The 20,859-nt window shown below is 66.0% G+C and carries 22 protein-coding genes; 15 read left to right on the top strand and 7 right to left on the bottom strand.

Annotated features, from left to right (window positions below):
* Window positions 1–24: 24 nt before the first annotated feature.
* Window positions 25–600 carry an NYN domain-containing protein gene (locus tag RSE12_03950; GenBank protein WRH63495.1) on the bottom strand — a complete coding sequence of 192 codons (576 nt, stop codon included), beginning with the start codon at window positions 598–600 and terminating at the stop codon, window positions 25–27.
* A gap of 141 nt (window positions 601–741) precedes the next feature.
* Here RSE12_03950 and folK point away from each other — a divergent pair, with 141 nt between their 5' ends.
* The 11 genes from folK (at window position 742) to recO (ending at window position 9,715) form a co-directional block, all read left to right on the top strand.
* Complete coding sequence (gene folK, locus RSE12_03945; protein WRH63494.1) at window positions 742–1,338, top strand: 2-amino-4-hydroxy-6-hydroxymethyldihydropteridine diphosphokinase; 597 nt, start codon at window positions 742–744, stop codon at window positions 1,336–1,338.
* A 56-nt stretch (window positions 1,339–1,394) separates the two neighbouring features.
* Entirely contained in the window at window positions 1,395–1,748 is a 354-nt protein-coding gene (gene rpoZ / locus RSE12_03940; protein WRH63493.1) for a DNA-directed RNA polymerase subunit omega, read from the top strand.
* 47 nt (window positions 1,749–1,795) lie between these two features.
* Window positions 1,796–3,913, top strand: coding sequence for a bifunctional (p)ppGpp synthetase/guanosine-3',5'-bis(diphosphate) 3'-pyrophosphohydrolase (locus RSE12_03935; GenBank protein ID WRH64734.1), 2,118 nt, complete (start codon window positions 1,796–1,798; stop codon window positions 3,911–3,913).
* A gap of 72 nt (window positions 3,914–3,985) precedes the next feature.
* Window positions 3,986–4,642, top strand: a complete 657-nt coding sequence (locus tag RSE12_03930) for a DUF2062 domain-containing protein (GenBank protein WRH63492.1) — start codon at window positions 3,986–3,988, stop codon at window positions 4,640–4,642.
* A 39-nt stretch (window positions 4,643–4,681) separates the two neighbouring features.
* Window positions 4,682–5,440 carry a pyridoxine 5'-phosphate synthase gene (locus RSE12_03925; GenBank protein ID WRH63491.1) on the top strand — a complete coding sequence of 253 codons (759 nt, stop codon included), beginning with the start codon at window positions 4,682–4,684 and terminating at the stop codon, window positions 5,438–5,440.
* 121 nt (window positions 5,441–5,561) lie between these two features.
* Window positions 5,562–5,987 carry a holo-ACP synthase gene (gene acpS / locus RSE12_03920; protein WRH63490.1) on the top strand — a complete coding sequence of 142 codons (426 nt, stop codon included), beginning with the start codon at window positions 5,562–5,564 and terminating at the stop codon, window positions 5,985–5,987.
* Window positions 5,988–6,053: 66 nt separating this feature from the next.
* Window positions 6,054–6,845 (top strand): signal peptidase I, encoded by a 792-nt coding sequence (gene lepB, locus RSE12_03915; GenBank protein ID WRH63489.1) that lies wholly within the window; start codon window positions 6,054–6,056, stop codon window positions 6,843–6,845.
* A gap of 25 nt (window positions 6,846–6,870) precedes the next feature.
* Window positions 6,871–7,578, top strand: a complete 708-nt coding sequence (gene rnc, locus RSE12_03910) for a ribonuclease III (protein WRH63488.1) — start codon at window positions 6,871–6,873, stop codon at window positions 7,576–7,578.
* Complete coding sequence (gene era / locus RSE12_03905; GenBank protein WRH63487.1) at window positions 7,571–8,518, top strand: GTPase Era; 948 nt, start codon at window positions 7,571–7,573, stop codon at window positions 8,516–8,518. The genes rnc and era overlap by 8 nt, the downstream gene beginning before the upstream one ends.
* Before the next feature lie 84 nt (window positions 8,519–8,602).
* Entirely contained in the window at window positions 8,603–8,938 is a 336-nt protein-coding gene (locus tag RSE12_03900; protein ID WRH63486.1) for a DUF1491 family protein, read from the top strand.
* Between the two features lie 54 nt (window positions 8,939–8,992).
* The gene (gene recO, locus RSE12_03895; GenBank protein ID WRH63485.1) at window positions 8,993–9,715 is read left to right on the top strand and encodes a DNA repair protein RecO; all 723 of its coding nucleotides are present in this window, start codon (window positions 8,993–8,995) and stop codon (window positions 9,713–9,715) included.
* A 3-nt stretch (window positions 9,716–9,718) separates the two neighbouring features.
* On the opposite strand, the gene RSE12_03890 is transcribed toward recO, so the two are convergent.
* Entirely contained in the window at window positions 9,719–10,642 is a 924-nt protein-coding gene (locus RSE12_03890; GenBank protein WRH63484.1) for a DMT family transporter, read from the bottom strand.
* Entirely contained in the window at window positions 10,639–11,331 is a 693-nt protein-coding gene (gene mnmD / locus RSE12_03885) for a tRNA (5-methylaminomethyl-2-thiouridine)(34)-methyltransferase MnmD (protein WRH63483.1), read from the bottom strand. Before mnmD ends, RSE12_03890 begins: the two co-directional genes overlap by 4 nt.
* Window positions 11,332–11,379: 48 nt before the next feature.
* On the opposite strand from mnmD, the gene RSE12_03880 reads away from it, so the two are divergent.
* A complete protein-coding gene (locus RSE12_03880) occupies window positions 11,380–12,438 on the top strand; it encodes an FAD-dependent oxidoreductase (protein ID WRH63482.1) in 1,059 nt (352 codons plus the stop codon).
* Here the strand turns inward: RSE12_03880 and RSE12_03875 are convergent.
* On the bottom strand, window positions 12,420–12,770 hold the full coding sequence (locus RSE12_03875) for a hypothetical protein (protein ID WRH63481.1): 351 nt from the start codon (window positions 12,768–12,770) through the stop codon (window positions 12,420–12,422). The two genes, RSE12_03880 and RSE12_03875, sit on opposite strands and share 19 nt — an antisense overlap.
* A 200-nt stretch (window positions 12,771–12,970) precedes the next feature.
* On the opposite strand from RSE12_03875, the gene RSE12_03870 reads away from it, so the two are divergent.
* From RSE12_03870 to RSE12_03860, 3 genes are all read left to right on the top strand, one after another.
* Window positions 12,971–13,921 (top strand): threonine-phosphate decarboxylase, encoded by a 951-nt coding sequence (locus tag RSE12_03870; protein ID WRH63480.1) that lies wholly within the window; start codon window positions 12,971–12,973, stop codon window positions 13,919–13,921.
* Window positions 13,918–14,826: an adenosylcobinamide-phosphate synthase CbiB gene (gene cbiB, locus RSE12_03865; protein WRH63479.1), complete on the top strand. Its 909-nt coding sequence runs from the start codon at window positions 13,918–13,920 to the stop codon at window positions 14,824–14,826. The genes RSE12_03870 and cbiB overlap by 4 nt, the downstream gene beginning before the upstream one ends.
* Before the next feature lie 65 nt (window positions 14,827–14,891).
* On the top strand, window positions 14,892–16,055 hold the full coding sequence (locus RSE12_03860) for a lytic murein transglycosylase (GenBank protein WRH63478.1): 1,164 nt from the start codon (window positions 14,892–14,894) through the stop codon (window positions 16,053–16,055).
* Here RSE12_03860 and RSE12_03855 read toward each other — a convergent pair.
* From RSE12_03855 to smc, 3 genes are all read right to left on the bottom strand, one after another.
* A complete protein-coding gene (locus RSE12_03855) occupies window positions 16,052–16,657 on the bottom strand; it encodes a dimethylsulfonioproprionate lyase family protein (protein ID WRH63477.1) in 606 nt (201 codons plus the stop codon). The two genes, RSE12_03860 and RSE12_03855, sit on opposite strands and share 4 nt — an antisense overlap.
* A gap of 363 nt (window positions 16,658–17,020) precedes the next feature.
* Window positions 17,021–17,380, bottom strand: a complete 360-nt coding sequence (locus RSE12_03850) for a hypothetical protein (protein WRH63476.1) — start codon at window positions 17,378–17,380, stop codon at window positions 17,021–17,023.
* Window positions 17,377–20,832 carry a chromosome segregation protein SMC gene (smc, locus tag RSE12_03845; protein ID WRH64733.1) on the bottom strand — a complete coding sequence of 1,152 codons (3,456 nt, stop codon included), beginning with the start codon at window positions 20,830–20,832 and terminating at the stop codon, window positions 17,377–17,379. The genes RSE12_03850 and smc overlap by 4 nt, the downstream gene beginning before the upstream one ends.
* Window positions 20,833–20,859 lie beyond the last annotated feature (27 nt).

The raw sequence follows: 20,859 nt of genomic DNA, 5'->3' as shown, positions 1-20,859 counted from the left end.
GGTCCGCAGCTTTGGATGCCGCAATCACTTCACGTCTACCGCAACCTCTTCCCGCTCACCCGGGCGCGGCTCACGCGGCGGGCGACCGATCACGTCACGCAATTCGTCCAACTCGATGAAGTTGTCCGCCTGCCGCCGCAATTCATCTGCGATCATCGGCGGCTGGCTGCGGATCGTGGATACGACCGACACCCGAACCCCCTGTCGTTGCAGGCTTTCCACCAGCGGGCGAAAATCCCCATCGCCCGAAAACAGCACGATATGATCCACCCGCGGCGCAAGCTCCATGGCATCGACCGTCAGTTCGATATCCATGTTCCCCTTCACCTTCCGCCGCCCCTGGCTGTCGGTGTATTCCTTGGCGGGCTTGGTCACCATGGTAAAGCCGTTGTAATTCAGCCAGTCCACAAGCGGGCGGATGGGTGAATAATCGTCATTCTCCAGCAGCGCGGTATAGTAGAAGGCCCTCAGCAGCTTCCCCCGCCGCATGAATTCCTGCCGCAACAGCTTGTAGTCGATGTCAAACCCAAGCGCCTTGGCCGCGGCGTAAAGATTTGAACCGTCGATGAACAGCGCAAGCCGTTCGTCCTTGTAAAACATTATGAGTTCCCCTCAAAACAAATCCCCGAACACTTTCCATGAGTGGACTGCGACAAAGCAGGGAAATATCCGAGAAACATTGCCAAGTTATCAGCGCTCCTAGAAATCATTCAAGTTCCGCTATACGAAAGTGTATCCAAGGTGACGAACAGCAGCCAAAGATTGCTCATCGCGCTCGGGGCAAACCTGCCGCAGAACGGGCATCCGCCCGAAATCACCCTGCGCAGCGCCTGCGATGACCTTGCCGCATCTCTCGGCCCTCTCATCTCCAGCCTCATATATGCAACGCCTTGCTTCCCTGCAGGGGCCGGTCCCGATTATGTGAATGCCGCAATTTCGGCACCCCTTCCCGCCGACCTTGGCCCGCAGCAGGTGCTGGCCCTGCTGCACCGCATCGAAGACCGGTATGGCCGCCACCGCGAAACCCGCTGGGGGATGCGCACGCTGGACCTTGACCTGATCGCCTTCGGTGAAACCGTGCTGCCCGACCCGGCCACCCACCGCCAGTGGCGCGACCTGCCCGCTGACGACCAGCGCACCCTTGCACCGGACCGGCTGATCCTGCCCCATCCCCGCCTGCAAGACCGCGCCTTCGTCCTCGTCCCGCTCTGCGACGTGGCCCCCGACTGGCCCCACCCGATCACCGGCCTCACCGTGGCGCAAATGGCCGCCGCCCTGCCCGCCGCCGACCGCGCCGAGGTTCGCCCCACCCTGCACCGATTCAACGCTTGTCAATAATGGATGATGCGACTAAGTAAGCCACTCTATGCCCCCCATCCGAACTGGAGCAGCCCATGGCCCGCGTGACGGTCGAAGATTGCGTTGACAAGGTGCCCAACCGTTTTGAACTGGTGATGCTCGCCGCCCATCGGGCACGCGAAATTCAGGCCGGTTCTCCGATTGGCATCGACCGCGACAATGACAAGAACCCGGTGGTCGCCCTGCGCGAAATCGCCGAGGAAACCCAGTCGGCCGAGGTTCTGCGCGAGCGGATGATCGAATCGCACCAGACCCAGATCGAAGTTGACGAACCCGAAGACGACCAGATGGCGCTTCTGATGTCGGGCGAGATTGACCGCCCGATGCAGGACGACATGTCCGAAGAGAAACTCCTGCGCGCGCTGATGGAAGCGCAGGGCGACAACTGATCCGGGCGAAAGCCCGGCCCCCCGCCGGATAAACACTCAGGGCGATGATGATCGACGTCGAAGACCTCATCGCCCTTGTCCGAAACTACAATCCGCGCACGAATGCTGATCTGATCCGCAAGGCCTATGCCTATGGGTATCAGATGCATGATGGCCAGATGCGCAAATCGGGCGAACCCTATTTCACCCACCCCGTCGCTGTCGCGGCCATCCTGACGGAACAGCGGCTTGATGATGCCACCATCATCACCGCCCTTCTGCATGACACGATCGAAGACACCCGCTCTACCTATACCGAAATCGCCCAACTGTTCGGCACCGAAGTGGCCGAACTTGTCGATGGCGTGACCAAACTCACCAATATCGAACTGTCCTCGGCACAAAGCCAGCAGGCGGAAAACTTCCGCAAACTGTTCATGGCCATGTCAAAAGACCTGCGCGTCATCCTGGTCAAGCTGGCCGACCGGCTGCACAACATGCGCACGATCAAAAGCATGAAGCCGGAAAAGCAGGCGCAAAAAGCCCGCGAAACCATGGAAATCTTCGCCCCCCTCGCCGGCCGCATGGGGATGCAGTGGATGCGCGAAGAACTGGAAGATCTCGGCTTCCGCGTCCTGAACCCCGAGGCGCGCAATTCCATCATCCGCCGCTTCATCACCCTGCAGCGCGAAGCGGGCGACGTCGTCCACAAGATCACCGCCGACATCCGCAATGAACTGGAAAAGGTCCAGATCGAGGCCGATGTCTATGGCCGCGCCAAGAAACCCTATTCCATCTGGCGCAAGATGCAGGAGAAGGACCTCGCCTTCTCGCGTCTGTCCGATATCTACGGCTTCCGCGTCATCTGCGGATCGGTCGCCGATTGCTATCGCATCCTTGGCGTGATCCACCAACGCTGGCGCGCCGTGCCGGGCCGGTTCAAGGATTACATCAGCCAGCCCAAATCCAACGGCTATCGCTCCATCCACACCACCGTCTCCGGCCGCGATGGCAAACGGGTCGAGGTGCAGATCAGGACCAGCGAAATGCACGAAGTGGCCGAGGCCGGCGTCGCCGCGCATTGGTCCTATCGCGAAGGCGTCCGCGCGCGGAACCCCTTCGCCGTCGATCCCGCGAAATGGATCGCCACGCTGACCGAACGCTTCGACGAAGGCGATCACGACGAATTCCTCGAACACGTGAAGATGGAGATGTACTCCGATCAGGTGTTCTGCTTCACGCCCAAGGGCGATGTTGTGCAACTGCCGCGCGGCGCGACGCCCCTTGATTACGCCTATGCCATCCACACCCGCATCGGCAATTCCTGCGTCTCGGCCAAGGTCGACGGCATCCGCGTGCCGCTCTGGACCCGGCTCAAGAACGGCCAGTCGGTCGAAATCATCACCGCCGAAGGCCAGCGCCCGCAGGCGTCTTGGATCGACATCGTGACGACAGGCCGCGCCAAAGCCGCGATCCGCAAATCCCTGCGCGAAGAAGACAAGGGCCGCTTCGTCAAGCTCGGTCAGGAACTCGCCCGCGCCGCCTTTGACCATGTCGGCAAGAAGGCCACCGACAAGGCCCTGCGCACCGCGGCCAAGATGCTGGGTCTGGCCGATGAAACCGATCTGCTCGCCCGTCTGGGCAGCGCCGAAATCACCGCCCGCCGGGTGGTGGAAACGCTCTACCCCGAACTTGCCCGCGCCCAGGCAGATGAGGTGGATGCCTCCCGCCCTGTCGTGGGCCTGTCGGATGACCAATCCTTCCGCCGCGCCCCCTGCTGCCAGCCGGTACCGGGCGAACGCATCGTCGGCATCACCTATCGCGGGCAGGGCGTGGTGGTCCATGCCATCGACTGCCCCGCGCTTGAGGAATTTGAAGAACAGCCCGGCCGCTGGGTCGATCTGCATTGGCATTCCGGCCGCCACGCCGCTGTCCACACCGTCAGCCTTGAAATAACCATTTCCAACGATGCCGGGGTGCTTGGTCGCATCTGCACCTTGATCGGCGAGCAGAAGGCCAATATCTCCGACCTCAGGTTCACAGACCGCAAACCGGATTACTACCGGCTCATCATCGACGTGGACCTGCGCGATGTCGAACATCTGCACATGGTCATGACCGCACTCGAGGCCGAGACCGATGTCGCCCAGATTTCACGACACCGCGATATGACGCGTAAGCCCTGATCGGGCGCGGGGGGCTAGGTTTTGGTTTTCAAGCGGCGCAACCCACGGACCCTATGGGGATGGACCCGCGAAATGGTCTACCCCCAGGGCGGATTCCGGCGTGCCACCCAATATGTCCTGCACCGCATGCGCCGCCTGCCCGACAGCCCGCACCGCATCGCACGCGGCGTCTTTGCCGGGTCCATGGTGGGCTTCCTGCCGCTGCCGGGGATGCAGTTCGTGGCGGCTTGGCTGGCGTCACGGGCCGTGAAGGGCAACCTGCTGGCCGCGCTTCTGGCCACCTTCAACACCAACCCGATCACCACGCCCTTCTTTGCCGTGCTTGCCATGTCGCTGGGCCACTGGATGCTGGGCATCGAAAAGCCGCTCTCGCCCGAATATATCGGCATGGCCTTTGCCAATGCCGGGGCCGATCTGTGGTTCAACATCAAGGCCATCTTCGGCCCTGAACACGCCCGCTGGGCCGGGCTCGGCCAGTTCTGGCACGAAATCTACCTGCCCTACTTCCTCGGCGCGCTGGGGCCGGGTTTCCTTCTGTCGGGTCTGTTCTACTATCTGACCATCCCGCTCGTGATGGCCTATCAAAAGGCGCGCGACGCCAAATCCAAGGAACGCAGCGAACGCCGTCACAAACTCCGCGAAGCGCTCGCCAACGCCGCGGCCAAGCTCAAGCATCGGGGCGAAAACACCACTGCTCCGGGGGATGACGACGCCGCCGGTCCACCCTAATCTGCCGCTACGACTCGGAACCAGAAGGACAGGCGCGACATGAAACCTCAAGGCTCGCTCAGGCTGGGCGTCAACATCGACCACGTGGCCACCGTCCGCAACGCCCGCGGCAGCGCCTGGCCGGAACCCCTCCGCGCCGCCCTGCTGGCCGAAGCGGCAGGGGCCGACGGCATCACCGCCCACCTGCGCGAAGACCGCCGCCATATCCGCGACGCCGATATCGAGGCGCTGGTCGCCGGCTTGTCGATCCCGCTGAATTTCGAATGCGCCGCCACGGCGGAAATGCAGGCCCTCGCCCTGCGCCACAAACCCCATGCCGTCTGCCTCGTGCCGGAAAAGCGCGAAGAACGCACCACCGAAGGCGGGCTTGATGTCGCAGGCGATGACAGCCGCCTTGCTGACTATATCGCCCCCCTGCGTGAGGCTGGCTGCCGCGTCTCCATGTTCATCGGCCACGACCCCCGCCAGATCGAAGCCTCCGCCCGCATCGGCGCGGCGGTCGTGGAACTGCACACCGGCCACTATTCCGAACTTCTGGCCGACGGGCATGATGAGGCTGCCGCCGAGGAACTCGAAGGCCTGCGCCGGGGAGCCAAACTCGCCCACGCGCTGGGGCTTGAGGTGCACGCAGGCCACGGCCTGACCTATGACAACGTGGCCCCCATCGCAGCCATGCCCGAGGTGATGGAACTGAACATCGGCCATTTCCTGATTGGCGAGGCGATCTTCCGCGGCCTCGGCCCCGCCATCGAAGAAATGCGTCGCCGCATGGACGAAGCCCGCATGGGCCAAGCATGACACGCCCCCCGCACATGGGGGCGCACGATTTTCCTGCGAAAAATCACGCCCCCACCCCCACCCCCGGCCCTGAATTTTCGCAGAAAATTCGTTGGGCCGAAAAACCCTTGGACCGCAGCAGATGATCCTCGGTATCGGCACCGATCTCGCCAATATCGACCGGATCGAGGCGACCATCGCCCGCTTCGGCGACCGCTTCAAGGATCGGGTCTTCACCGAACGCGAACAGAAGAAAGCCGAATCCCGCCCCCGCGCCATCGCCGCCACCTATGCCAAACGCTGGGCCGCGAAAGAGGCCTGCTCAAAGGCGCTCGGCACCGGGCTGCGCATGGGCATCTCGTGGAAGGATATGGCGGTCACCAACCTCCGCTCCGGCCAGCCTGTCATGCACCTCACCGGCTGGGCAGCCGAACGCCTGCGCGACATGACGCCTGCGGGGCACGAGGCGACAATCCATGTCACCCTGACCGATGATCACCCCTGGGCGCAGGCCTTTGTGGTGATCGAAGCCCGCCCGATCCAGCCCCTACAACCCCCCGGAACTTGACTCCCCCGCCCGCTGCGCGCAATTAGCGCCGATCCGGACAGACGGACCCCAATCAGAGTGGACAAAATGGCAGGCAACAAGGCCAAGACCGAAGGCGGCATCGTCGAAACGATCAAGACGGTGCTCTGGGCGCTGGTGATCGCGGGCGTCTTCCGCACCCTGTTCTTCCAACCGTTCTGGATCCCGTCGGGTTCGATGAAGGATACGCTGCTGATCGGCGATTTCCTTTTCGTCAACAAGATGGCCTATGGCTATTCGCGCTATTCCTGCCCCTTCTCGGCCTGCCCCTTCTCGGGCCGCCTGTTGGCCTCCGATCCGGAACGCGGCGATGTCGTCGTGTTCCGCCACCCGGTCAACGGCACCGATTTCATCAAGCGCCTGATCGGCCTGCCCGGCGATACCGTGCAAATGCGCGATGGCATCCTCTATCTGAACGGCGAGGTCGTCCCGCAAACGCCCGCCGGGACATTCGAGGAAATCTATGAAAAGCAGGGCCCGATGGGCCAGCTTCCCCGCTGCGAAAACGGCCCCGTCGGCGAAGGCGGCATCTGCACCTCGTCGCGCTACACCGAAACCCTGCCGGGCGGGCGCACGCATAACGTGCTCAACATCGATACCGGCGGTTTCGCCGATAACACCGATGTCTTCACCGTGCCCGAAGGCCAGTTCTTCTTCATGGGCGACAACCGCGACAACAGCCAAGACTCGCGCTTTGGTCAGGCTGTCGGCGGCGTCGGCTTTGTTCCCGCCGAATTCCTGATCGGCCGAGCCGACCGGATCATCTTCTCCTCTGCCGGCCGCTCCATGCTGTTCTTCTGGACATGGCGCGCCGACCGTTTCTTCAAGGCGGTCGAATGATCGGGCCAAACGTCAGGGCGGTGTTGTGACGACTCAGCGGGTCAAGCTGGCTGCGGAACTCGCGGCCTTCGCGGCCCGGATCGGGCATGACTTCCGCCGCCCGGACCTGCTGGTCCGGGCGGTTACACATTCGTCGATCTCGTCGCAAACCCGCCCTTCCAACGAACGGCTGGAGTTTCTCGGCGACCGCGTCCTTGGCCTGTCCATCGCCACAGCCCTGTTTCAAGCCGACGGTCACGCATCCGAGGGCACCCTCGCCCCGCGCTTCAACGCGCTGGTGCGGCAGGAAACCTGCGCCGACGTGGCCCGCGACACGGGCCTTGGCGAGGTGCTGAAACTCGGCCGTTCGGAAATGCTCTCGGGCGGGCGGCGGAAAGAGGCGCTGCTGGGTGATGCGATGGAAGCGGTGATCGCCGCCGTCTATCTGGATGCCGGTTTCGACGCCGCGCGCGATGTGGTCCTGCGTCTCTGGGGCCCGCGCATCGCGGCGGCCTCGCTTGCCGAAACGCGCGATGCCAAATCCAGCCTGCAGGAATGGGCCCAGGCCCGTGGCCTGCCGCCCCCCACCTATACCGAAACCGGGCGCGAGGGGCCGGATCACCAACCCGTTTTCACCGTCGAGGCACGGCTGGAAAACGGTCAAGCCGCAACCGGGCGGGCAAACGGAAAACGGGCAGCCGAACAGGCAGCAGCGCGCGCGCTGCTCGACCGGATGGAGAAGACCAATGACTGAACCCACCACCAGCGCCAACCCCACCAGCGCTGGCCCCACCCGCGCCGGCTTCGTCGCCCTGATCGGCGAACCCAATGCTGGGAAATCCACGCTCCTCAACCGGATGGTGGGTGCCAAGGTGTCCATCGTCACGCACAAGGTGCAGACGACCCGCACCCGCATTCGCGGCGTCTGCATGGAAGGCGCGGCGCAGATCGTCTTCGTCGATACGCCCGGCCTGTTCCGCCCCCGCCGCCGGCTGGACCGCGCCATGGTCGCCGCCGCATGGGGTGGTGCTGCGGATGCCGATATCATCGTTCTGCTGGTCGAGGCGCATCGCGGCCTGACCGGCGGGGTCGAGGCGATTGTCGACAACCTCAAGGACAAGATCCCCACCGGCACCCGTGTCGCCCTGGCCATCAACAAGATCGACAAGGTCAAGGCCGAAACCCTGCTCGCGCTCACCGAAAAGCTGAACGGCGCCTTCCCCTTTGCCAAGACCTTCATGATCAGCGCCGAACGCGGCTATGGCGTGGATGATCTGCGCGAATGGCTGGCGGCTGAGTTGCCCGCAGGCCCGTGGTTCTATCCCGAAGACCAGATCGCCGATCTGCCCATGCGCATGATCGCGGCGGAAATGACCCGCGAAAAGCTGACCCTCCGCCTGCATGAGGAACTGCCCTATCAGCTCACCGTGGAAACCGAAAAATGGGAAGACCGCCCCGACGGATCGACCCGGATCGACCAGATCATCTATGTCGCCCGCGATGGCCACAAGGGCATCCTCCTTGGGGCAAAGGGCGAAACGATCAAGGCCATCGGCCAACAGGCGCGCGCCGAAATCTCCACCTTCCTTGATCGCCCGGTCCATCTGTTCCTGACGGTGAAGGTCCGCCCGAACTGGCTGGAAGAGGCCGAGCGCTATTCCGAAATGGGGCTTGATTTCAAGGATGGCGATTGATCCAACCCCGGAGAGGGCAACAGCCCTCCCCGGCCCCCTTTCATCGCCCAGCCGACAGACCGTCACCCCCGCAGTGACCACAGGTTGCCCATGCGCCTGACCACCGATCTTTGGGTTTCCGCCTACCTCACCCGGCTGCGGCTGGCCGACATTCCCGTCTATGTCACCGCCAAGGGCGATGCCACGGCAGGCGCGGTGATCGTGAAATCCGCCACGCTGGACGGGCAGGCAAAGGCCATGCAGCGCAGCTATGACCTGATGACCGGCGCGCGCGTCTGGGTCACCTTGACCGAAGGACCAGAGGTTGAGGTTGACGCCCTTCTCCGCCGCCAACGCGACCGCGACCCCGATCTCTGGGTGATCGAGGTCGAGGATCGTCAGGGCCGCACCCTGCTCGATGAACCGGGCCTGTCCGACTGATCCCGCACAGACGGGCGCTTGCCCTTCCCGCGCCCCGCGCCGATAGTCGCGCCCATGGAATGGCGGGACGAAGGCGCGCTCTTGTCGGTCAGGCCGCACGGCGAAAGCGCAGCGATCATCGAGGTCTTCACGGCGGAACATGGCCGCCATGCCGGTGTGGTGCGCGGTGGCACCTCGCGCCGCATTGCGCCCATCCTGCAACCCGGCGCGCAGCTGGATGTGGCTTGGCGCGCAAGGCTGGATGATCACATCGGCACCTTCACCGTGGAACCCCTGCGGTCCCGCGCGGGGGTGCTGTCAGACAGGCTGGCGCTGGCAGGCCTGAACGCCATCTGCGCCCTGCTGCGGGTGGCCCTGCCGGAACGCGAATCCCACCCGCTTTTGTGGCGCGCAACCATGCCGCTTCTCGATGCACTGGAACGCAGCGCCGATTGGCCCGCCGATTACCTGCGCTGGGAACTGCTGCTGCTCGAAGAGCTTGGCTTCGGCCTCGACCTCGGCTCCTGCGCGGTCACCGGCGCACGCGACGACCTCGCCTATGTCTCGCCCAAATCCGGCCGCGCCGTCAGCCGCGCGGGGGCGGGCGACTGGGCCAGTCGTCTCCTGCCCTTGCCGCAGGTGCTGATGGGCCAAGGCAGCGGCAGCGGCACCGAGATCACATCCGGCCTCGCCATCACAGGCCATTTCCTGACGCGCGGGTTGGAGCCCCTGCTGAACGGTCGCCCCCTGCCCGACTCCCGCGCCCGCCTGCTGGACCTGCTGTCACGTCAGGCGTGACGCTCAGCCCTGCCGCGCCTTCACACGCTGCCGCCACAGCGTGAACAGCCCCGCCGCCACCACCAGCCCCGCGCCGATGGCCACGTTGGTCCGCAACTCCTCACCGAACAGGAACAACCCGATCCCCGATGCCCAGACCAGTTGCAGATAGGCAAAGGGCTGAATCGCCGACGCCTCGGCCACCGCAAAGGCCTTGATCAGCAGCCAATGCCCCACAATCGCCGTGCAGCACAACGCCCCCATCCAGCCCCAATCCGGTGCCGTCATCGGTTCCCAGAACCAAACGCCCACCAGCGTCATCGCCGCTGCACCCACCGTCCCGGTCCAGAAGAACGACACCGCCGCACTGTCGCCCCGCGCCACATAGCGCGTCATCAGCCCATAGATCGCAAACAGCAGCGCAGAAAGCAGCGGCACCAAAGCCCAGGGCGAAAACACCGCATAGCCCGGCTGCAAAATGATCAGCACACCGACGAACCCGATCATGATCGCCGTCCAGCGCCGCCAGCCGACCTTTTCCCCCAGAATGGGGCCGGACAAGGCCGCGATCAGCAGGGGATAGCAGGTAAACACCGCATGGCTTTCCACCAGCCCCAGCTTCACAAAGGCAATCACCATCACGCAGACCTCGGTCACCAGCAGCACGCCGCGCACCACCTGCAACCACGGATAGCGCGACCGCACCGCCGCCCGCAGCCCGCCGCCCTCCCGCGCCGCCTCACGCGCAGCCAGCGCCATGACAAAGGCCGCAAAGAACCAGAACCGGATCATCACCACCATGTAGACGTTGTATTCCGTCGCCAGATGGCGCGAGATTCCGTCCTGCACGGCAAAAACCACCGTGGTGGCGATCATCAGCCAGATGCCCAGCGTCGTGTTCTGCACGGTGGCATTGCTGTTCCTGTCCAGCTTCGGCAACCCGCTCATGCCAGCACACCCCCAAGAACCCCAACCGTCATATGCCGTTTCCTTCCATGCCCCGGCAGTCGCTCCACCGTGAACCCCGCTTCCGCCAAGGCGCGCCGTACATGGCCCGCCGCCGTATAAGTGGCGAATGTCCCGCCCGCGCCCGTATGCGCCGCCACCGCGCGCATCAGATCGTCTGACCACAGTTCCGGGTTCTTCGCGGGCGAAAAGCCGTCCAGAAACCACGCATCCGCAACCCCGCCCCATCCCGGCAAAGTCTCGCGCGCATCCCCGATAATGACCTCTGCCTCAACGCCCGGCAGATGCAACTGCCGCGCCCCCGTAGCCCATTGCTCCAGCAACGGCCCCGCCACCGCCCGCGCCTCGGGAAATGCCTCCAGCGCCCGCGCCATATCGCCCGCCTCAAGCGGATAGGCCTCGAATGATGTAAACCGCAGCACACCCGGCGCGCCTGTCCCCGCCCATGCCATCATCAGCGCCAGCAGGTTCAGCCCCGTCCCGAACCCCAGTTCCGCCACATGAAACCCGTCCCGCAACCGCGCGGGCAGGCCATTGCCGCGCAGGAACACATGCCGCGTCTCGGCCAAACCATCGGCAAGGCTGAAATACGGGTCGTCGAACCGCTGCGACACCGGCACGATCCCGTCGCGCCAGTCCAGCCCCGCCGATCCCTGTTCCCCGCCCGTCATTTGCCCTAAACCCCAGATTGCGGCGGACCATGGGCAAGGGCGCAAGGAATGGCAAGGGTCGATCTTACAGTCATGGGCGGGGGCATCTTCGGCCTGTCCTGCGCATGGCAAGCCACCCGCCGGGGCGCCCGCGTGCGGGTGATCGACACCGCCCATATCGGTGCCGGATCGTCCGGCGGCCTTGTCGGTGCGCTCGCCCCGCATGTGCCGGAAAATTGGAACGACAAGAAGCAGTTCCAACTGGAAAGCCTCCTCATGGCCGAAAGCTGGTGGTCTGATGTGGCCCAAGCAGGCGGCGTTGATCCGGGCTATCTCCGCTCTGGCCGCCTGCAACCCATCCCCGATGACCGCGCCCTGCACAACGCCCGCGCCCGCATCGCGGAAGCCCAAACCCTCTGGCAAGGCCGCGCCGATTGGCGCGTCATCCCCGCCACCGGGGCCGCGTGGGAACCGCACAGCCCAACCGGCTGGCTGATCCACGACACGCTCACCGCCCGCCTGTCACCCCGCCTCGCCTGCGCCGCCCTCGCCGCCGCCATCCGCGCACAAGGCGGAGAGGTCACTGACAGAACCTCCACATCCGAAGGCCCCACCCTTTGGGCCACCGGCTATGCCGGGCTGGTAGACCTGTCCCAAACCTTCAACCAACCCGTCGGTGCGGGCGTCAAAGGGCAGGCCCTGCTCCTGCAACACGATGCCCGCGACCTGCCCCAGCTTTTCGCCGATGCCCTGCACATCGTTCCCCATGCCGACGGCACCACCGCCATCGGCTCCACCTCGGAAAACACATGGACCGATCCCACCGCCACCGACGCGCAGCTTGACGACATCCTCACCCGCGCCCGCGCTGCCCTGCCCATTCTCGCCGATGCCCCCGTCATCGACCGTTGGGCCGGCATCCGCCCCCGCGCCCGCTCGCGTGCGCCGATGCTGGGCGCATGGCCCGGCAGGCCTGGGCAGTACATCGCGAATGGCGGCTTCAAGATCGGCTTCGGCATGGCCCCCAAAGTGGCCGAGGTGATGGCAACCCTGATCCTCGACGGGCAGGACAGCATCCCTCCCGGCTTTCGCGTCACCGCGAACCTGGATCAGGCCTTGGGCAAATAACCTACCGGCGCGTTCTCATCGCGCCAATAGTCCAGCGCCGGGCGGTCCAGCACGGCGGTCGATCGCTTGAAGTCACAGATCAGCTCGCCATTGTCGGTGGTCGATGCGACGATCAGGCACTGAAAGATATGGTTCGCCCCGTCATAGACATCGACCAACCCACGCAGATTGGGCGTCAGCGACGCATCCAGCGCGAACCCCTCATCCCAGAACCGCAGGACAGGGAAAACCGCATGGCCCACCTGCACCCGAAGGCGCGACTTCCGCCGCAGCTCCCGCTTGCGCGCGGCCTCAAGCCCGTCCCGTATTTCTTTCGGCAGAAACTCGAGCATGACAACCTCCGACCCCCAATTCCAAATCTGCGGTGCAGACGGGCAAAATCAAGGAAACCCCAAGGCGTAACCGGGACGTTAACACTGCGTGACAGTTTTACCGCAGCGCGCACAACCAGCGGTAATCCGCCCGCGGGTTTTGGCGCACGCACCGCCCCTCCCCCAGTGGACAGCCCCCGCGCAATCGGTTCACTGCCCCCATGACCACGGATCACACCCGAATCGCCCCCCCCGATCATGGCGGCGGAATAGATGCCGCCTGCGCCCGGTGGGGCGGCGCGCGCGGTGATTGGCTTGACCTGTCCACCGGCATCAACCCGCGCCCCTACCCGATCCCGCCTTTGCCTGCGGATGCATGGACCGCGCTCCCCGACCACGCCGCCCATGCCGCGCTGGAACAGGCCGCCCGCCGCTTCTGGGCCATTCCCGACAGCGCCTCCGTGATCGCGGCCCCTGGTGCCTCTGCCCTCATCGCCCGCATCCCGGCCTTGCTGCCGCCCGCCCAAGTCGCCATTCCCGGCCCCACCTATAACGAACACGCCCGCGCCTTCCGCGCCTCCGGCTGGACCGTTACCGACAGCGCGACCGAGGCCACAGTCATCGTCCACCCCAACAACCCCGACGGTCGCCTCCACCCCGCGCCTGACACCCCATTCCGCGTGATCGACGAAAGCTTCTGCGACGTGATGCCCGACGCCACCCATATGGGCAAAGCCACCCGCCCCGGCACCCTTATCCTGAAAAGCTTCGGCAAATTCTGGGGCCTCGCAGGCGCGCGCCTCGGCTTTGCCATCGGCGACCCCGCCCTGATCGCCCGCCTGCACCCGATGCTCGGCCCATGGGCCGTCTCCGGCCCCGCGCTGACCATCGCCACCGACGCGCTGTCAAACCCGGCATGGGCCGATGCAACCCGCGCCCGCCTTGCCACAGATGCCGCCCGCCTTGACGCGATGATGCTCACCGCTGGCATCGCACCGCTTGGCGGCACCCCCCTCTTCCGCCTTTATGACACGCCCGATGCCGCAGCATGGCAGGACCGCCTCGCCCGCCATCGCATCCTTGCCCGCATCTTTCCCTATTCGACCCGCTGGCTCCGCCTCGGCCTGCCCGATGGCGCAGGCTGGGCCCGCCTTCAGGATGCCTTGGCATGAGCGCGACACTCCTCATCCCCGCCTTGCTGCTGGATGCCGCCTTGGGCGAACCCAAATGGCTCTGGAACCGCTTCCCCCATCCCGCCGTCCTTATGGGCCGCGCCATCGGCTGGGCCGACCGTCGCTTCAACACCGGCCCCCACAAACGCCTCAAAGGCACCGCCACCATGGCCGCTCTGGGGCTTGCCGCTATGGCGCTGGGGCAGATCATCCACCTGATCCCCGATTTCGGTATCCTTGAAATCATCGCCGCCGCCATCCTGCTGGCGCAGAAATCCCTTGTGCAGCATGTCCGCGCCGTGGCCGATGAACTGCGCCTTTCCCTGCCGGGCGGTCGCCGCACCGTGGCCATGATCGTGGGCCGTGACACCGCCAATCTCGACCGTGCAGGCGTCTCCCGCGCCGCCATCGAAAGCGCAGCGGAAAACCTGTCCGACGGCGTCATCGCCCCCGCCTTCTGGTTCCTGATCGGCGGCCTGCCGGGGCTGATGCTCTACAAAATCACCAATACTGCCGACAGTATGATCGGCCACCGCACCCCCCGGCACGAAGAATTCGGCTGGGCCGCCGCCCGCTTTGACGATCTGCTGAACCTGATCCCCGCCCGCCTGACCGCGCTGCTGATCGCGCTCACCCATGGCTGGACCGATCCCCGTCCGATCCTGCGCGACGCGCCCCTCCACCGCTCCCCCAATGCCGGCTGGCCCGAGGCGGCGATGGCCGTCGTCCTGAACACCGCGCTATCCGGCCCCCGCGCCTATCACGGCGAGATGCGCGATTATCCGTGGGTCTGGGCCGAGGGCCGCCGCGACCCCGGCCCCGATCAGATCGACGCCGCCTGTTCCGCCCTCTGGCGCACATGGGCGGCCTTCCTTGCCCTCACCACCCTCATCGCGATCATCTGATCACGCCCCGGTTGCGGCCCCTTGCCCCAGCGCATACCCTCGCCCCACCTTGCCAGAGTGATCAAATGCGCCTTATCGCCACCCTTGCCGCCCTTGCCCTGCCCATTCCCGCCCTTGCCGCCCCCTGCGGCGGCGAATTCGGTGACTGGGTCAACGCCACCAAGGCCGAGGCCATCGCTACCGGCATCCCCGCTGAAACCGCCGATGCCTTCTTTGCAGGCCTGACCCCCGATCCCCGCGTGATCAAAGCCGACCGGTCCCAAGGCGTGTTTCGCAAAAGCTTTCTGGAGTTTTCGCAAAGCCTGATCTCGCGCGATCGTCTGGTCCGTGGCCGCGCGCTGGCAGACCAATGGGATACGATCTTTGACAGGGCCGAGTCCGAATACGGCGTCTCGCGCGGTATCCTCTTGGCCTTCTGGGCCTTTGAAACTGATTACGGCGCGGTGCAGGGCGATTTCAACACGCGCCGCGCACTGGTCACCCTCGCCCATGATTGCCGCCGCCCCGAATTGTTCCAGCCACAGGTCATGGCCGCGCTGGAAATGCATCGGCTGGGCGAGTTCGACCTTGAAACCAACGGTGCCTGGGCGGGCGAAATCGGCATGGTCCAGATGCTGCCGGGTGACATCCTCGCCCGTGGTGTGGATGGCGATGGCGACGGTCTGGTCACGCTGAAAACATCGGTCCCCGATGCGCTTTTGTCCGGGGCCAAGATGCTGCAACACCACGGCTGGCGCGCGGGCGAGCCTTGGCTGCAAGAGGTAATCCTCCCCGAAACCTTCGATTGGGATCTGACCGGCCTTGATACCGAACTTCCCGCCGAACAATGGGCGGCGATGGGCGTGCAGATCCGCGGTGGTGTGGTGGAAAACGGCCTTCCCGCCTCGATCCTGCTGCCGCAAGGACGCAAGGGACCGGCCTTCCTCATTTACCCGAATTTCCGCACCCTGTTCGACTGGAACAAAAGCTTCGTCTATGTCACCACCGCCGCCTATTTCGGCACCCGTCTCATGGGGGCAGAGCCCTATCTGGCCGGCAACCCCGACCCCGCTCTCAGCCTTGACCAGATGAAAGCGCTGCAAACCCGCCTTGCTGCGCTGGGCCATGATGTCGGCGCCATCGACGGCATCCTTGGTGCCGCCACCCGCATCGCGGTGCAAAAGGAACAGTCCCGCCTTGGCCTGCCCGCCGATGCCTGGCCTACCGCCGACCTTCTTGACCGTCTCTAGACAGGCAGAAACCACAGCGCCAGAAACGGCCCCTTGCCCGACCGCATCGCATGGCGAATGCCGGGCGGGTTATAGACCGCCCCCGTCATGCCCGGATCGCTCCAGTCCATTTCGGCATTCCACCATTCGCCCGGGGCCAGCGACAAATAGACCTCCTCGGGCGGGTGGTCGTGATCGACATAGGTCACGCCGGGGGCCATGACCGTGGCCCCGATCCACAGATCGCCCCGCTCCTCCAACCCGCCCGGCCCAAGGATCATCGCATTGGCATGGCCGTCCCAGAACGCCCGGTCCGCCGGATCAGCCGACAGCCGCCGCTTCCATTCCAGCCCGTCCACCAGCGCGCCCAGCGCATCCGACAGCGCCTCTCGCGGGCTTCCCGCTGCCGCATCCAGCGCCGCATCCAGCCATCCGCAAACGGGCAGAGCCACGGGCGAAACCGCACCTGCATCACCCACCCCGTCACGGCACCGTCCGAACACCCGCGCGCCTGCCGCCGCCGCCGCAGAACCCGCCCCGACCGACGCCAGCATCGCCGCCTCTGCCGCCTCAAGAAATCGCTGAACCGCCGGATCGCGCATCACACCCACCACGCTTGCCACCTTGCAAAACCCTGCCTCGCCCCCGCGCGCACCGCAACTCCGTTTCCGACACAGCCCGTTAACCAACGCAGCAGTCCAGCCTTTACAACCCACCGCGCCGTTGCCATCTTGGCCCTACGATAGTCCAACTTCAGAACGATCACCAAAAAAGAACCCGGCGCAGGTGCTACTGCGCCGGGTTTCCTTTTTCACGGGCTTACTGCCCGATCCAAAGGCGCAGAACGGAAACCAGCAGCGTTCCCGCCGCAATGATGACCATCCACTTCCGATAGGCCTCCAACTTCAGCCCAATCACCTCCGTCCACCGCAAAGGATTGCGGCAAGGGCATGCTAACCGGGCGAATGTGAATAAAACCTTAGGGATCACATCCCGTGCAGGGGCTTTTGCCGCCGCCGCCAGACCACCGCCGCCTGTGCCGCAGCGCGTGTCAGGCCCAGCCAATCCTGCACAACCACCGCCAGATCGGCCCCGTCCGGCACCACCAGCGAAAGCTGCGTCTCGCCTTCGGCAATCTCCAGCCGCCCCTGCGGATGCGCCCGCATCCACGCCGCCCGCTCGGCCTCCGTCGCGCGCACGGCAAAGCGTTGCGTCAACCGCACTCTGCCCCCTGCCTCTTCTGCCATGAACTCCGGCGCTTCGGCCCCGTCGCGGGCAAAGACCACCGCCCCAACCCGCTCCACGCCCACACAGCCCGCCGCCCGCAATGCCGCCTCGATCGTCACGCGACCAAGGCCTCGGCCTTCTTCAGGTCAACGCTCACCAACTGGCTCACGCCCTGCTCCTGCATCGTCACGCCAAACAGCCGGTCCATCCGCGCCATCGTCACCGCATGGTGGGTGATGATCAGGAACCGCGTCTCCGTCCGCCGCGCCATCTCATCCAGCAGATCGCAGAACCGCGTCACGTTGGCATCGTCCAGCGGCGCATCCACCTCATCCAGCACGCAGATCGGCGCGGGGTTTGCCAAAAACACCCCAAAGATCAGCGCCAGCGCCGTCAGCGTCTGCTCCCCCCCGGACAGCAGCGACAGCGTGGCCAGCTTCTTCCCCGGCGGCTGGCACATGATCTCCAGCCCGGCTTCCAGCGGATCGTCGCTTTCCACCAGCACCAGCCGCGCCTCGCCGCCGCCGAAAAGATGGGTGAACAGCGTGGTGAAATTGGCATTCACCTGCTCGAACGCGGTCAAAAGCCGCTCCCGCCCTTCACGGTTCAGGCCCGAAATCCCGGCCCGCAGCTTCTTGATCGCTTCTTCCAGATCAGTCTTTTCGCCAAGCAGCGCGTCATATTCGTCCGACACCGCCTTGGCATCTTCCTCGGCGCGCAGGTTCACGGCCCCCAGCGCCTCGCGCTGCCGCTTCAACCGGTTCACTTCGGCATCCAGCGTCTCGGCATCCGGCATCTTGTCCGGGTCCGCCTTCAGCGTGTCCAGCAATTGCTGCGGCTCGCTGTCCGTCTCTTCCAGAATCCGCTCGGCGGCATAGGCTACCGTTTCACGCGCCGCATCCATCCGCGCTTCGGCCCGCGCCCGCGCCTCGCGCGCCTCACCTGCCGTGCGCTCGGCCTCGCGCTCTGCGGTCATGGCCTCGCGCAGCGCGGCCTCCGCCTCGGCCAGCGCATCCGCCGCCACCCGCCGCCGTTCTTCGGCCACGGCAATCGCCTCGGCCAATTCCTCGCGCTTGATCGCAATCTCTTCCGGCGCAGCGCTGGCCTCGGCCAGTTCCTCCTCGGTCTCTGCCTTGCGTTCGGCCAGTTCGGCAATGCGCTTTTCGGCTGTCTCCAGCCGGTGCTTCCAGCCCGACAGTTCCTTCACCGCTTCCTGCCGCCGCCGCACCCGCGCCTCGCCCTCGCGGCGCAACTCGTCCAACGCCGAACGCCGCGTCAGCATGGCCAGACGCGCCGCCTCCACCGCCACTTTGGCCGCTTCCACAGCATCCCGCGCGGCGTCCAGATCGCCCAGATCGCCCATCGCCGCCTCGGCCTCGCGCAGACGCGCCCGCGCGGCCATCGCCTCATCCTCATAGCGCGACACTGCCAGCCGCGCCGCCTCCAGCTTCCCCCCGGCAATCGACCGGTCCGCCTCGGCCCGCGCCGCCGCACGGTTCGCCTCGGTCACCCGCCCGTCCGCCGCCCGCCGCGCATCGCGCGCCATCTGATCGGCGCGCGACAGATCCATGAGCCGCCCCTGCAAGGCCTCATGCGCTTGCCGCGCGCCCTCGGCCTTGGCGGCCACCTCTTCCAGATCGCGCTTCAACTGCACAAGCCGGTTCAACTGTTGCAACCGCAGCGCCGCCGCTGACGGCGCATCCTCGGCCCCCGCGCGGAACCCGTCCCAACGCCACAGATCGCCCTCGCGGCTCACCAGCCGCTGCCCGGGCAAAAGCGCGGCCTGCAACGCCGCCCCCTGTGCCCGGTCCACCAACCCGATCTGCCCCAACCGCCGCGCCAGCACGCCGGGCGCCTTCACATGGGCCGACAGCCGCGCCACCCCGGCAGGCAGGCCCTGCGGCACAGCATAATCCGCCAGCACCGCCCAGCCCGACCGTGCCTCTGCCCCCACTTCCGGCGCGCGCAGATCATCGGCCAGTGCCGCGCCCAGCGCCTTCTCAAACCCCGGCTCCACCTCCAGCCGGTCAAGCAACTGCGTCCCCGCGCTGCTTTCCCGCTCGACCAGACGCGCCAGCGCCGCCACCTCGGCGCGCAGCGCATTGGCCTCGCCCTCGGCCGATGACCGCGCCGCCCGCGCCTCGGCCTCGCGGCTTTGCGTCTCGGCCCGCGCCACCTCGGCCTGCTCCAAAAGTGCCTCGGCCTCCTCGGCCTGCGCCATCGCCACAGCCTGCGCTTCTTCGGCCGCCTCGAACGCCTCGGCCGACAGCGCCAGCGCCTCGGTCGCGCCCTCCACCGACTCGCGCGCGCCGCCCGCCTGCGCCTCGGCCTTTTCCAGCGTTGCCCGCGTATCGGCCAGCAGACGCTGCGCCGATTGATACCGCGCCGCCAGCCGCGCGCTGTCTTCGGTCGCCTGCGCCAACAGCGCCTCGCGATCCCCCAGCACCGCCCCCGCCGACCGGGCCAACTCGCCCGCCTCGGCCAGCTTGTCCTCATGCCCGTCATGGGCGCGGACCAGCTGATCAATCTCCCAATCCAGCCGCGAAATCGTTTCGCCCGCGTCGCGGTTCAGCCCCGCCTCGCGCTCCATGTCGCGCACCAGCTGCTCGATCCGCCCGCGCAGCGTGTCGATCATCTGCCGCGCCCGCGCCTCCTGCTCGGCCAGCCCGTCGCGCTGCACCGACAGCCGTTGCAGGATGGCGCTGGCAATGGCCTCTTCCTCGCGCCGCGACGGCAGCACATCCTCGCGCCCCTCGCGTGCCTTGCCCGCCGCCCGCGCCGCCGCCTCGGCCTGGCTTGCCGCCACCAGCCGCGCGCGCAGCACGCCCTCGGCCTCGGCCCGCGCCATATCCGCCTCACGCCAGCGCCGATACAGCAGCATCCCCTCCGACCGGCGCAACTCTTCGCCGATCTCGCGATAGCGCGCCGCCTGCTTGGCCTGCCGGGTCAGGGTCGACAGTTGTTGCGCCAGCTGCTCCAGCACATCATCCACGCGCAGCAGGTTCTGCTCCGCCCCCTGCAGCTTCAACTCCGCCTCGTGCCGCCGCGCATAAAGGCCCGAGATTCCCGCCGCCTCCTCCAGCACCCGCCGTCGCGCCTTGGGCTTGGCGTTGATCAGCTCGGAAATCTGCCCCTGCCGCACCAGCGCCGGGCTGTGCGACCCGGTCGAGGCATCCGCAAACAGCATCTGCACATCGCGCGCCCGCACGTCCTTCGCGTTGGCCTTATAGGCCGAACCCGCATCCCGCGTGATCCGCCGCACGATCTCGATCTGATCCGCCTCGTTGAACCCCGACGGCGCCAGCCGGTCCTGATTGTCGATCACAATCGCCACTTCGGCGAAATGCCGCGCGGGCCGCGTGGCGGCGCCGGCAAAGATCACATCCTCCATCCCGCCACCGCGCATCGCCGTGGGCCGGTTCTCGCCCATCACCCAGCGCAGCGCTTCCAGCAGGTTGGACTTGCCGCATCCGTTCGGCCCGACCACACCCGTCAAACCCTCATGAATCACCAGATCCGTGGGGTCGACAAAGCTTTTGAAGCCGTTCAGGCGCAGCCGGGTCAGGCGCAAGGCGGGCAATCCCTCGTGATTCCGTCA

The organism is Fuscovulum sp. (genome assembly GCA_035192965.1).
GTDB lineage: Bacteria > Pseudomonadota > Alphaproteobacteria > Rhodobacterales > Rhodobacteraceae > Paragemmobacter.
Note: the sequence above shows the minus strand (reverse complement) of the source record. Positions and strands in the feature narration are given on the sequence as shown.

Bases quoted from the DNA above. Each gene is read 5' to 3' on its own strand.
- RSE12_03880 (WRH63482.1), top strand. From the start codon at position 11,380: ATGGCAAGGGTCGATCTTACAGTCATGGGCGGGGGCATCTTCGGCCTG.
- era (WRH63487.1), top strand. From the start codon at position 7,571: ATGACTGAACCCACCACCAGCGCCAACCCCACCAGCGCTGGCCCCACC.
- rpoZ (WRH63493.1), top strand. From the start codon at position 1,395: ATGGCCCGCGTGACGGTCGAAGATTGCGTTGACAAGGTGCCCAACCGT.
- RSE12_03870 (WRH63480.1), top strand. From the start codon at position 12,971: ATGACCACGGATCACACCCGAATCGCCCCCCCCGATCATGGCGGCGGA.
- lepB (WRH63489.1), top strand. From the start codon at position 6,054: ATGGCAGGCAACAAGGCCAAGACCGAAGGCGGCATCGTCGAAACGATC.
- RSE12_03930 (WRH63492.1), top strand. From the start codon at position 3,986: ATGGTCTACCCCCAGGGCGGATTCCGGCGTGCCACCCAATATGTCCTG.
- RSE12_03950 (WRH63495.1), bottom strand. From the start codon at position 600: ATGTTTTACAAGGACGAACGGCTTGCGCTGTTCATCGACGGTTCAAAT.
- RSE12_03890 (WRH63484.1), bottom strand. From the start codon at position 10,642: ATGAGCGGGTTGCCGAAGCTGGACAGGAACAGCAATGCCACCGTGCAG.
- acpS (WRH63490.1), top strand. From the start codon at position 5,562: ATGATCCTCGGTATCGGCACCGATCTCGCCAATATCGACCGGATCGAG.
- RSE12_03935 (WRH64734.1), top strand. From the start codon at position 1,796: ATGATCGACGTCGAAGACCTCATCGCCCTTGTCCGAAACTACAATCCG.
- RSE12_03860 (WRH63478.1), top strand. From the start codon at position 14,892: ATGCGCCTTATCGCCACCCTTGCCGCCCTTGCCCTGCCCATTCCCGCC.
- RSE12_03875 (WRH63481.1), bottom strand. From the start codon at position 12,770: ATGCTCGAGTTTCTGCCGAAAGAAATACGGGACGGGCTTGAGGCCGCG.
- mnmD (WRH63483.1), bottom strand. From the start codon at position 11,331: ATGACGGGCGGGGAACAGGGATCGGCGGGGCTGGACTGGCGCGACGGG.
- cbiB (WRH63479.1), top strand. From the start codon at position 13,918: ATGAGCGCGACACTCCTCATCCCCGCCTTGCTGCTGGATGCCGCCTTG.
- recO (WRH63485.1), top strand. From the start codon at position 8,993: ATGGAATGGCGGGACGAAGGCGCGCTCTTGTCGGTCAGGCCGCACGGC.
- RSE12_03925 (WRH63491.1), top strand. From the start codon at position 4,682: ATGAAACCTCAAGGCTCGCTCAGGCTGGGCGTCAACATCGACCACGTG.